The following is a 12,110-nucleotide window of genomic DNA, read 5'->3' on the forward strand; positions in this document are numbered from 1 at the left end:
CTCAATTCATTCTAGTTTTTGGTTGCTTAACCGGAAGATGGAATTTTCGAAATAATTTGACATTATTTTTTATCCTTGATAATATGAAATCGCATACATCACTTACATAGAAACTAGGGGGAGTAAATCAAATGGTGAAAACTCTGTACAAACTAGATTTAAGCAAATCAATGGAAGAACAGGCGCATCCCGGTCACAATCGATGGCACCCAGACATACCAGCAGCGTTTTCAGTAGATCCAGGTACTTCTTTTAGAATGGAATGTAAAGACTGGACAGATGGACAAATTAAAAATGATGATAGTCCAAATGATATTCGAGATGTGAATCTTGCACGTGTTCATGTGTTGAGTGGACCGGTCTATGTGAACGGCGTTGAACCTGGAGATTTACTTGTCGTAGATATTTTAGATATTGGTACTTTTCAAGATTCGGCGTGGGGGTTTAACGGCATTTTCGCAAGAGAGAATGGGGGAAGTTTCTTAGTTGACGAATTTCCAGAAGCAGCTAAATCAATCTGGGATTTTGAAGGCATTTATACGACTTCGAGACATATACCTGGTGTGAAGTTTGCTGGGATTATCCATCCTGGCTTAATAGGCGTTGCTCCCTCTATGGAACTTTTGCAAAAATGGAATGCACGAGAAAAAGAACTCATCATGACCAACCCGGACCGGGTTCCAACGTTGGCCAATGCACCGACTCCGGAGAGGGCAGTGGTCGGCACATTAAAAGGGGCTGAGTTTGATCGAGTAGCTAAGGAAGGAGCTCGAACAGTACCACCAAGGGAAAATGGCGGGAACTGTGATATTAAAAATCTATCTAAAGGATCGAAAATCTTCTTCCCAGTATTTGTGGAGGGAGCGAAGTTATCGGTAGGCGATCTTCATTTTTCACAAGGGGATGGAGAAATCACATTTTGTGGTGGTATCGAGATGGCAGGATGGATTGATCTAAAGGTGGATGTCATTAAAGGTGGCATGGAAACCTATAAAATTTACGAAAATCCTGTATTCCAACCGGGCCCAGTAGATCCAAACTATAATGATTTCCTCGTTTTCCAAGGGATTTCAGTAGATAATAAGGATGGGAAACAACATTATTTAGATGCTAATCTTGCGTTTCGTCGGGCATGCTTGAATGCCATTGAGTATTTAAAAACGCTTGGTTATACAGGTGAACAAGCTTATATGCTGCTGAGTACAGCACCAGTTGAAAGTCGAATCAATGGCATAGTCGATGTTCCAAATGCTTGTTGTACCATTGCAATCCCTACAAAAATATTCGATAAAAATATTATGCCAAAATGATAGGATAAGGAGGTTTATTCTTGCCTAGTTACACATTTCGTTGCAATGATTGTGGAGAGTTTACGTTATTTTTTAAATCAATGGCAGGGAATAAAGAAAAATCAACTTGTCCTATTTGCCAATTAGAGTCAAATCGGGTCTATTTTGCACCGAATGTGTATTCACTTTCGAGAGCACTTAGTTCGCAAATCGAAAAGGGAATGGAACCGCAAATTATGAGTCGAGAACAATTAGGGACCGATAAGCCAAGGAAAAAGGCGGGCGCAAATCGTCCGTGGCAATTCGGGTAAGCACCTGTTGCTTTACTAAATATATTGGCTAAAGATGCTATTCTATCATTCAGCGAAGGCGCCTACTGTGGTAGGCGAAAATAATAAGACTGACAGTAGTTTTCTGTCTAGTTTATTGCGGGTGGTATCCCCAAGCGCCGAGCGTTGTCGGTAGGATTTTTGATCAGATCCCGACAGAAGACTCCCACTTCAATCGTTAGCTAAGTGGCGAGTAGTTCAATTCAACGTACATTAATCATCTCTAAACGATAAAAAAGCTGATTGCCCGTTGTAAAATGGCCAATCAGCTTTTTGTGTAGTCTTGAAGTGCATTATCAAAGCGCCAAGCGGTTTAACAGCTGGCCAGGACATAACTTAGACACCGCGAATATCTTTATCAATCATCAGTGTATGGATTTCTAACTAATTCCAACAAATTTCTCCTAATATGCCGTCGTGGATTTGATCATTTTCACCTGTGAGGCGGTAACTAAAAGTCTAATAATAGTCGTCTTTTCGCTATGCTTCTTAAAAATGAGAAATCGTGAAATTTGAGGAGTGTTTACAAAGTACTTCCTTCGACACTTAAGTATAATCCTGCATTATTTATTGTCTAATTCAGAAGGAAATCATCCCCTTTTGTCGAATTAAAGTAGATGGAAAAAGGAGGGGGGTTTTATGCAAGGAGAACAGCTTAAACAAAGAATATTAAGAGAACCATCTAAATTTATTTCATATTTGAAAGAACTAATAAGCGAGAATAGATTTGACGATGGTGAAGCGTTAGAAATATCATTGCTCCTCATAAAAAATGGATCTGAAAGTTTATCGGATAAACAATGGCATGTCTTTTTAGAGAATGGTATTTTACGTGATAAATATGTAGATAAATGCGAAAGATGTTCTGAACATATTCCTTGGACAAATATGTACAGTGCTATATTTATCAATAAAGATTACCTTTGTTCTAACTGTAGTTATTTAGAAAATAAAGTTACCTTCCATAATTAGCTCTGAAGGGTTATCGAATGTACCTAGAAATGCACTGTACCAAGCAGTGCAAATTTTTATGTAAGTGTGCTATTCTTATAATTTACTAACAAAAAAAGACCGAAGCAATTAGCCTCAATTTTTCTTACTCACACATTCCTGTACACACGCTCGCCATATTTTTATTAGCCCCATTTAGCCCCAAATCCATGCATTTATATGCCTTATCTTGCAAAATCTAAAAACCGTAAAAACACTTATAAGTATTGATGTAATAGGCTTTTGAGTCTAGTTGTTGTTGTACTTTGCATATCTTTCATAGTATAATTCATTATAGTTTAATTAGGAGTGGAAAAGATGAACCGAGAAGCACGTTTAAAAAGACAAGAGAATATACGAAATTTCTCTATTATTGCACATATTGACCACGGGAAATCAACGCTTGCTGACCGTATTTTAGAGCAAACGAAATCTTTAACATCTCGTGAAATGAAGGCACAGCTCCTGGACTCAATGGATTTAGAGCGTGAGCGAGGCATTACGATTAAATTAAATGCAGTCCAATTAAAGTATGAAGCGAAAGATGGTGAAGTGTATACATTCCATTTAATCGACACACCGGGACACGTCGATTTCACATACGAAGTATCACGTAGTTTAGCCGCTTGTGAGGGTGCAATTTTAGTTGTCGATGCAGCACAAGGTATTGAAGCACAAACACTAGCAAATGTATACTTAGCGCTTGATAACGACCTAGAAATTTTACCTGTTATCAATAAAATTGATTTACCAGCAGCGGATCCGGAACGTGTACGTCAAGAAGTTGAAGACGTAATTGGGTTAGATGCTTCTGAAGCGGTTTTAGCTTCTGCTAAAGCCGGTATCGGGATTGAAGATATTTTAGAACAAATTGTAGAGAAAGTGCCTGCACCAACTGGTGACCCGGATGCACCATTACAAGCCCTTATTTTTGACTCTGTTTACGATGCTTACAAAGGTGTTATTATTTCCATTCGAATCATGAATGGTACAGTAAAACCTGGCGATAAAATTCGTATGATGGCTACTGGAGCAGAATTTGAAGTTATCGAAGTTGGTATACACACACCGAAAGTTGTAGCACAAGATGAATTAACAGTCGGTGACGTAGGTTATTTAACAGCGTCTATTAAAAATGTAGGTGATACTCGTGTGGGGGATACAGTTACATTTGCGAATCGCCCAGCAGATGGGCCATTAGCAGGTTATCGTCGTTTAAATCCAATGGTATACTGCGGATTATATCCAATCGATACTGCGAAATATAATGACTTACGTGAAGCGTTAGAAAAGTTAGAACTTAATGACTCTGCACTTCAATATGAGCCAGAGACATCACAAGCACTAGGATTTGGTTTCCGTTGTGGCTTCTTGGGGCTTTTACACATGGAAATCATTCAAGAGCGTATTGAGCGTGAGTTTAACATTGATCTAATCACAACAGCGCCTTCTGTAATTTACAATGTTCAAATGACGGATGGATCTATAGTAAAGGTTGACAACCCTTCATTTATGCCGGATCCTCAAAAGATTGATCGAGTGGAAGAACCATATGTAAAAGCTACAATTATGGTACCAAACGATTATGTAGGAGCTGTTATGGAACTTTGTCAATTAAAGCGCGGTAATTTTATGACAATGGATTATATTGATACGACACGCGTCAGCATTGTTTATGAAATGCCGTTATCAGAAATCGTTTATGATTTCTTTGATTATTTAAAGTCGAATACGAAGGGCTATGCTTCATTTGACTATGAACTCATTGGTTATCAGACTTCAAAACTAGTGAAGATGGATATCTTATTAAATGGTGAGCAAGTCGATGCACTAAGCTTTATCGTACACCGTGACTTTGCATACGAGCGTGGCAAAGTGATCGTTGAAAAATTGAAAGAATTAATTCCACGTCAACAATTTGAAGTGCCAATTCAAGCAGCTGTTGGCCAAAAAATTGTGGCACGTTCAACAATTAAAGCTATGCGTAAAAACGTATTAGCGAAATGTTACGGTGGGGATATTTCTCGTAAACGAAAACTTCTTGATAAACAAAAAGAAGGTAAAAAACGTATGAAACAAGTAGGTTCAGTCGAAGTACCACAAGAAGCATTCATGGCTGTTCTGAAGATGGATGATTCGAAGTAATGTTGATATAACAACGTTTATAAGGATTTTAATTGTGTGTTTTTATATTAGTATGGTGGAGGTTGCCACCGATTTGCCACCGCATTAAAATTGTGCCAGCAATTTATAAATCTTTTGCGATGGAATTAAAAATATCGACAGCATCTCTTGCCATCTTTTGAGTTAAATGGACATAGCGGTCTTCAGTAGTTGCTGACCTGCTATGTCCCAATCTTTTTTATACAGTTTTAACAGATGTACCATTCTCTATTAATGTCGTTGTATGTGTGTGACGCAATGAGTGATAGTTAAAACTAATATTTAATTTTTCTAGTATTATATTTGATGACACTTGGCGTACAATGTTCTCCATTTTCTTTTTTTAGGTCAACATATTCCTCCAGCCATAAAATTTTCATACACTAAAATCTTTCTTCGTAATATTGCTTCTACTTTTGACTATTATTTTCTTGAAATTCTCCAGTTGAAATAGGTAACTAAACAATTAAAACTAGGTGCTAAAAATGGTGAGTATCTAGCATTTTAATATTCATCCTAAAAATCCCTTTTTAAAAATCAGAAAAAACTAGTATACACGTCTATACATAGAATTAATCGCTACATATTCTAGCAATATAGAGAGCGCTCTCTAATACTAAAAAAATGAAAAGAGGGAATTTTTTGAGTGATCAATTAGATATTCAAGTTAATCAAGTCGAACCTTGTCCAGTAACATCAACAGAACAGATACCATTAACTACTGCTACTACTCCAGTAGTCGCTACACCGTTAGTGACTCCAACTATTAAAGTTCCAGTTGTACTTGCAGAACCAACACTTCAAATTGCTGTGGAGTCTGATATTACGCTTAGTCCTGCAGCAACAGAAATCAAAAGAGTGAAAAAAAATGTATTCCTAAATCAAGTGAAACTAGTACCGGTTGCTTTTGCGCGTATTGCTGGCACTGACTTTTTTGCGGTAACAAGAGCTAAATTATTTGTAGCTGGAAATATTCGCAAAAATATAGAATATGCTTCAGCAGCATGTAACGGGGCACTCCAAGATAGAATTGCCGATGTTCCGTTTTCAGGTTTTACAGACCTTACTTTCCCACAAACACTTGGAGGCCCTACTCCGATTTTAGGAATTTCCGAGTTTGCGGAAGCGAACTTCCTTAATGAAACTACGCAAATGGATGCTCGATTGGATAAAGCATTCTTCCAAAATCTAGTTAAATACAATGAACAACCATTTGGCGAGTTAGTAGCTGCAAACTTCTTTGAACTTGACTTTTCACCGGTTATGGCAGCACCAGAAGGCACTTTCGACACATTACGTGAAAAAATCGTGTTAGAGCTTACTGTAAAAGTACTACAAGTTCAACAAATTCGCCTTGGAGCTGGAACTAGTGTTATAACTCCTGTTCTTACAGGGCTTACTCCTCCAGTTAGTCCTTGATAATCTCTAGTTTTTAGAGGAGCAGAACAAAAAAAACGCAGTTCGCTGCAACAAAATTTAATCGAAAAAACAACCTTGTAATCAAATATTTGAGTTGGCAGTTGAAAGTGCGGCAGAATCTGATTTTCAACTGCCTTTTTGCATTTAATAACCAAAATGTATTTGACGGTGTGTTATTAGGGGAAGGCTAGAGGGTTGTAAACGGGCATTTATCAACAGTTCCCGAAAAATATTTTGTACAAATTAAATCTAAAGAAAGCACATTAAGATTTATTCATCAATTCTTAGAACAATCGATTTAAAAGCCTTACATAGATGTTAACAAGACTGTTTACATTGATAGAGATATAAAGACCACTCCAGTGTGTGACGGATGGTCTTATTTTTGCACATCATATCACCACCATATGTAGAAAATAAGGCGATAAAAGCATGAATAAAATTAAATAAAAAACAACCGAAAAATCCTTATGTAGTAAAGGATTGTCGGTTAAATAGAAATATAAAAAGATAAACTTGACTATACATTTCCATAGTCTAAAATATTCTTTTTCATTTTCATCTGTAAATTTTTATTTTTTATTTATTAGTTGCTGTTCAATTTCTACTACCATTTCATCAAAATTTATATGTTTCCATTCAAGCCCGCATAATTCTCCGACCCGAACACTACAATGAAGACCAATATAAAAAGGTAAATAAAATGGATGATCTTCATTTATTCTCTCATTCTTAGTCATGAATTTTCTTTCGATGAATTTTTTAATCATCCCTCGTAGTTTTGCAATCTTTATCTTTTAATAACTCGACATAATGCATTGGATTACAACACATATGATTTATAGAATCATTTGAGTCATTCTACTTGTAAATTATTTAAATTGTATTCCCTCTTAAAAGTTTCGATAAATTTAATAGCACTTTTTGAAAGGTAACGGTCCTTCAACCAGATAACGGCGGAATCTGATTGGATACTAAGTTCTTCGAGCTCCAATATTTTCAGGCCATTCATAGAAAATGAACTTAAGACAGATCTTGGAAGTAAGGAAGCACCGACACCTTCTCTAACTAGGGACATAATCATATCAGCGTCTGAACATTGACAGACAATATTTGGTTCATAGTGATATTTTCTACAAGCTTCTATAACCAGTTCGTATTGACCAACACCCTTAAAACGTTGTAGCAACATTAGTGGCATACTTGAAAGTTCATCTAGTTTTAATGTATTTTCATAATTCCACGTCTCGGGGATAACGGCTACAAAATGGTCCGGAGGTAATGGCAGTGAGGATAAGTCATCTGATTCTGATTCTAAAGGTAACCTGACTATAGCAACCTCAATATGCCTATTTCTTAAATCTTGTAATAATCGATAGGTATCCCCTTCGTATAAACGAAATGTAACGTTTGAATACTTTTCTCGGAAAAAACGAATGCGTTCAGGTAAGTGAGAAAAGCATGTTTTTACAGATCCAATTGATAAGGTACCCTTAAGTCCTTCTCCTACTTCTTTCACTTCCATAATTGTTTCATCAATCTGACTTAACAGATTGGTAGCTCTCTTATACAAAACTTTTCCTGCTGCTGTTAGTTCTATATTCTTTCCATTGCGTACTACCAAAAGAGTACTAAGTTCTTCCTCCAGCGCTTTTAGCTGTTGACTAAGAGGGGGTTGGGCCATATGCAATTTTTTTGCTGCTCGAGTGATTTGGCCTTCTTCAACAATAGTGGCAAAGTATCGCAATTGTCTTATATCCATGAAATTCCTCCTTAGAAGTATATTTATTTTGTATGCATCACGAATATTTTAAATATTTTAAATATTTTATACTTAATGATACATTAATCTTGTAAACGATTCCATAAAAAGGTATAGAGGGAGAAGATAAAATGTCTAGAATTCGAAAAGCTAAAGAAAGTTTAAAAGGTTCAATTGCACCAGTTATTACACCATTCAAAGAAGATGAAAGCTTAGATTTACAGACATTTAAAAGTTTAATTAACTGGCAAATAGAAAGTGGGAGCCATGGTATTTCGGTAACCGGTACATCTGGGGAACCTAGTTCTCTAACGATCGAAGAGAGAGAGCTTGTGATGGAAACAGCAATTAAAACGATTAACGGACGAGTTCCATTTGTTCCAGCAACGGGATCAGTTAATCATAATGAAGCACTTCGGCTAACAAAGGCTGCTCAAGAAATGGGAGCAGATGCTGCGATGGTCATTGTTCCATACTATAACAAGCCTTCCCAGCAAGCATTATATAAACACTATAAAACTATTGCCGATGCCGTGGATATTCCAATTATTATATATAACATCCCTGGAAGAACGGGTGTAAATATGGAAGTAACAACAATGGCTCGACTTGTTGAAGATTGCCCGAACATTATTGGTGCCAAAGAGTCAAATAAAGATTTTGAACATGTCAATCGGGTGCTATTAAATTGTGGGAGAGATTTTAGTCTATTCTCGGGAATTGAACTTCTTTGCTACCCAATGTTAACAATCGGTGGAAAAGGTTCTATTAGCGCCACAGCAAACGTTGCACCAGCAAAAGTAGCAGAAATGCACAATGCTTGGGAGGAAGGCGACGCTGAAAAAGCTTTAAATCTTCATTATGAATTGATGACATTAAATGATGTGTTATTCAAAGAAACTAACCCTGGACCAGTAAAAGCAGCTCTGGGCATGATGGGTAAAATTACGCCAGTTTTACGCAAGCCAATGGATTTACCATCTGAGGCACTTCAAAATGAAATTCGTGAAGTTTTAAATCAATACGGCATTTTATCAAATGAGATTGTAACTAAATAATAATTCAAAATCTAAAAAATTCTCTTACTCCTCGTTACAGGAGTAAGAGAAGAATGAGGAGTGTAATAACATGCAAGTTCAAGTAACTGAGACTCAAAAAAATCACGAACACAAGCAAGTAGAAAATGTAAAACTCTATATTAATGGACAGTTTGTCGACAGTGAATCAAGTGCTACTTTTGAAAATAAAAATCCATTTACCAATGAAATAAACAACTATATCGCTGAGGGACGTGAAGCGGATATAAATCAAGCTGTTCTTTCAGCAAAAGAAGCGTTCGAGAATGGTCCGTGGGGCAAGATGAAATTGAAAGAAAGAATGAAATATATTAATAGAATTGCAGATATCATCGATGAGGAGATTGAAGAAATTGCTTTCTTAGAATCATTAGATACAGGTCTGCCAATTAGCCAAACAAGAAATCAAACCGCACGTGCTGCAGAAAATTTCCGTTTCTACGCACGAATGGTTGAGACAAAATTGCATGGTGAATCTTACCCAATGGATGATGAATTCATTAATTATACAGTTTATAAACCATTAGGAGTTATAGGATTAATTACTCCGTGGAATGCCCCATTCATGTTAGAGACTTGGAAAGTAGCGCCTGCATTAGCAACTGGAAATACTGTTGTGCTAAAACCAGCTGAACTTTCACCATTAACTGCAAATAAATTAGCTGAAATTATTCATAAAGCTCAAGTTCCGGATGGAGTTTTTAATGTCGTTCATGGTTTTGGAGAAACTGCAGGGGCTGCTCTTGTTGCTCACCCAAGTGTGAAAGCGATTTCATTTACAGGTGAAACGACTACAGGTTCCACTATTATTAAAAACTCTGCGGATACTTTAAAGAAAACATCGATGGAGCTTGGTGGGAAATCACCTTTAATTGTATTTGATGATGCAGATCTTGAACGAGCTCTAGATGCAGCAATATGGGGGATTTTCTCTTTTAATGGGGAACGTTGCACATCCAATTCTCGAGTATTCTTGCATAAAAATATTAAAAATCAATTTGTTGAAAAATTAAAAGCACGTGTCGCTAACATTAAAATCGGTGACCCAATGGATTCATCAACACAGCTTGGTCCGCTAATTGAAAAAGATCACTACAACAAAGTAAAAAAATATATAGAAATCGCTAAACAAGAAGGTTGTGAAGTAATTCAGGGAGTGGTTCCGGAGAAGGTAAAGGCAGGTAATTTTGTACCACCGACACTTTTATTAAATGCAAGAAATGACATGAGAGTATGTCAGGAAGAAATCTTTGGTCCCGTTATGGCCGTAATCGAATTTGAAACAGATGAAGAAGTACTTCATATGGCAAATGACGTATCTTACGGACTAGCTGGTTTTGTATGGACAAAAGATTTAAAACGAGCACATCGTATGGCGGATGCTATTGAAGCAGGTATGCTTTGGATTAACGCTCAAAACGTACGAGATCTTCGAATTCCATTTGGCGGTACGAAAGATAGTGGAATTGGAAGAGAGGGTGGTCATTACGCAATTTTTGAATTCTATACAGAACCAAAGGTAATCCATGTTGCTATAGGTGATCATCATATTCCGCAATTTGGGAAGTAAAAACTATTTTTTGAGGGGGAAACAATAATGCCAGCAAAAACAGGGAAGCAATATATTGAAAGAGTTGATAATGCACAGGCAAATATATGGATTGATGGCAAACGAGTAGAAGGGAAGATTTCTGAACATTCAGCTTTTAAAGGGGTTATGAAGACTCAGGCAGAACTTTACGATTTGCAACATGATCCAGACAAAAAGGATTACATGACATATGTATCTCCAACAACTGGTGAACGGGTAGGTACATCTTTTATTCAGCCAAAAACAAAAGAAGATTTGGTGACACGTCGCAAAATGATGCAAGAATGGGCGAAATATAATGGTGGCATGATGGGACGTTCCCCTGATTACATTAATGTCGGGATGATGGCGTATGGTTCAGCTTCAGAAATGTTTGGAAAACAGGACTCCATCTATGCCGAAAACATGACCAACTACTACGAGTATTGTCGTGAAAATGATTTATCTTTAACACATACGTTGATTCAGCCTCAAGTCAATAGGGGAGTAAATTCAGCACAGCTTCCAGATCCGTTTATTGCAGCACGGATTAAAGAGAAAACATCTGAAGGGGTCGTTATTAAAGGGGCAAGATTACTTGCTACTCAAGGTGGTATTACCGATGAAATCATGGTATTCCCATCTACTTTGTTAAAACAATCAGCTGAAGAAAATCCATATGCATTTGCATTTTCTATTCCTAATAACACACCGGGCTTAAAATTTATTTGTCGAGAATCTTTTGATTATGGTAAGTCTCATTTCGACCATCCGCTAGGATCTCGCTTTGAAGAAATGGATACCATTGTTGTGTTTGATGATGTTGTCGTTCCGTGGAATCGAGTCTTTGCCCTTGGTGATGTTAATGTGTGCAACCAGGCCTACAATGAAAGTAATGCAGTTGTTCATATGACGCATCAAGTTGTATCAAAAAATATTGCGAAGACAGAGTTTGTACTTGGTATTCTTCAATTAATGGCAGAGACAATTAATATTGGCCAATACCAACATATACAGGAGAAAATCTCTGAGGTAATTATTGCACTTGAAACGATGAAAGCATATGTCGTTGCTGCCGAAGCAAATGCAAAAGTGGATAGATGGGGAATTATGACACCAGAGTTTGCACCGTTAAATGTAGCACGTCATTACTTCCCAAAAATTTACCCTCGCTTTACAGAAATTATGCAACTAATGGGTGCAAGTGGCTTAATGGCGATTCCATCAGAATCAGACTTCAATTCTGATATTCGTCCGGATCTTGATAAGTATTTACAATCAGCCACTGGGGATGCTTATAATCGTGTGAAACTTTATCGTTTGGCATGGGATGTATGTATAAGTTCATTCGGTTCTCGACAAACACTTTATGAGCGCTTCTTCTTTGGTGATCCAATTAGAATGGCAAGTACGCTTTATAACGGATATGACAAACAGGAATATGTTGATCGTGTAAAAGAATTTTTGGATCGATCAGAAGAGTTTGCTAAAAATAGCTAATTAAACGACTAA

The 12,110-nt window shown here is 37.0% G+C and carries 10 protein-coding genes; 8 read left to right on the forward strand and 2 right to left on the reverse strand.

Features of this window, described 5'->3' with window-relative positions:
- The first annotated feature begins 131 nt into the window (after nt 1-131).
- The 5 genes from fmdA to ACIQ7T_RS11315 all read left to right on the forward strand — a co-directional run bounded on the left by fmdA (nt 132) and on the right by ACIQ7T_RS11315 (nt 6,190).
- Nucleotides 132-1,310 (forward strand): formamidase, encoded by a 1,179-nt coding sequence (fmdA, locus tag ACIQ7T_RS11295; RefSeq protein ID WP_402870363.1) that lies wholly within the window; start codon nt 132-134, stop codon nt 1,308-1,310.
- Nucleotides 1,311-1,330: 20 nt separating this feature from the next.
- Entirely contained in the window at nt 1,331-1,600 is a 270-nt protein-coding gene (locus ACIQ7T_RS11300) for an FmdB family zinc ribbon protein (protein WP_370079504.1), read from the forward strand.
- 657 nt (nt 1,601-2,257) lie between these two features.
- Entirely contained in the window at nt 2,258-2,590 is a 333-nt protein-coding gene (locus ACIQ7T_RS11305; RefSeq protein WP_402870368.1) for a hypothetical protein, read from the forward strand.
- A 336-nt stretch (nt 2,591-2,926) separates the two neighbouring features.
- Nucleotides 2,927-4,753 (forward strand): translation elongation factor 4, encoded by a 1,827-nt coding sequence (gene lepA, locus ACIQ7T_RS11310; protein WP_370079501.1) that lies wholly within the window; start codon nt 2,927-2,929, stop codon nt 4,751-4,753.
- Nucleotides 4,754-5,413: 660 nt separating this feature from the next.
- Nucleotides 5,414-6,190 (forward strand): CsxC family protein, encoded by a 777-nt coding sequence (locus ACIQ7T_RS11315; protein WP_370079500.1) that lies wholly within the window; start codon nt 5,414-5,416, stop codon nt 6,188-6,190.
- Nucleotides 6,191-6,762: 572 nt separating this feature from the next.
- On the opposite strand, the gene ACIQ7T_RS11320 is transcribed toward ACIQ7T_RS11315, so the two are convergent.
- Together ACIQ7T_RS11320 and ACIQ7T_RS11325 are read right to left on the reverse strand one after the other, a co-directional pair.
- A complete protein-coding gene (locus ACIQ7T_RS11320; protein ID WP_402870372.1) occupies nt 6,763-6,930 on the reverse strand; it encodes a site-specific integrase in 168 nt (55 codons plus the stop codon).
- A 116-nt stretch (nt 6,931-7,046) separates the two neighbouring features.
- Entirely contained in the window at nt 7,047-7,952 is a 906-nt protein-coding gene (locus ACIQ7T_RS11325) for a LysR family transcriptional regulator (protein WP_402870375.1), read from the reverse strand.
- A 131-nt stretch (nt 7,953-8,083) separates the two neighbouring features.
- On the opposite strand from ACIQ7T_RS11325, the gene hpaI reads away from it, so the two are divergent.
- From hpaI to hpaB, 3 genes are all read left to right on the forward strand, one after another.
- Complete coding sequence (gene hpaI, locus ACIQ7T_RS11330; RefSeq protein ID WP_370079497.1) at nt 8,084-9,010, forward strand: 2,4-dihydroxyhept-2-ene-1,7-dioic acid aldolase; 927 nt, start codon at nt 8,084-8,086, stop codon at nt 9,008-9,010.
- 70 nt (nt 9,011-9,080) lie between these two features.
- Nucleotides 9,081-10,598 carry a 5-carboxymethyl-2-hydroxymuconate semialdehyde dehydrogenase gene (gene hpaE / locus ACIQ7T_RS11335; protein WP_402870378.1) on the forward strand — a complete coding sequence of 506 codons (1,518 nt, stop codon included), beginning with the start codon at nt 9,081-9,083 and terminating at the stop codon, nt 10,596-10,598.
- 27 nt (nt 10,599-10,625) lie between these two features.
- On the forward strand, nt 10,626-12,098 hold the full coding sequence (gene hpaB, locus ACIQ7T_RS11340) for a 4-hydroxyphenylacetate 3-monooxygenase, oxygenase component (RefSeq protein ID WP_370079495.1): 1,473 nt from the start codon (nt 10,626-10,628) through the stop codon (nt 12,096-12,098).
- Nucleotides 12,099-12,110: the final 12 nt, after the last annotated feature.

This window comes from Lysinibacillus sp. NPDC096212, from assembly GCF_044763105.1.
GTDB lineage: Bacteria > Bacillota > Bacilli > Bacillales_A > Planococcaceae > Lysinibacillus.

Coding starts and splice junctions, on each gene's coding strand:
- lepA (WP_370079501.1), top strand. CDS start 2,927: ATGAACCGAGAAGCACGTTTAAAAAGACAAGAGAATATACGAAATTTC.
- ACIQ7T_RS11320 (WP_402870372.1), bottom strand. CDS start 6,930: ATGACTAAGAATGAGAGAATAAATGAAGATCATCCATTTTATTTACCT.
- hpaI (WP_370079497.1), top strand. CDS start 8,084: ATGTCTAGAATTCGAAAAGCTAAAGAAAGTTTAAAAGGTTCAATTGCA.
- ACIQ7T_RS11305 (WP_402870368.1), top strand. CDS start 2,258: ATGCAAGGAGAACAGCTTAAACAAAGAATATTAAGAGAACCATCTAAA.
- hpaB (WP_370079495.1), top strand. CDS start 10,626: ATGCCAGCAAAAACAGGGAAGCAATATATTGAAAGAGTTGATAATGCA.
- fmdA (WP_402870363.1), top strand. CDS start 132: ATGGTGAAAACTCTGTACAAACTAGATTTAAGCAAATCAATGGAAGAA.
- ACIQ7T_RS11325 (WP_402870375.1), bottom strand. CDS start 7,952: ATGGATATAAGACAATTGCGATACTTTGCCACTATTGTTGAAGAAGGC.
- hpaE (WP_402870378.1), top strand. CDS start 9,081: ATGCAAGTTCAAGTAACTGAGACTCAAAAAAATCACGAACACAAGCAA.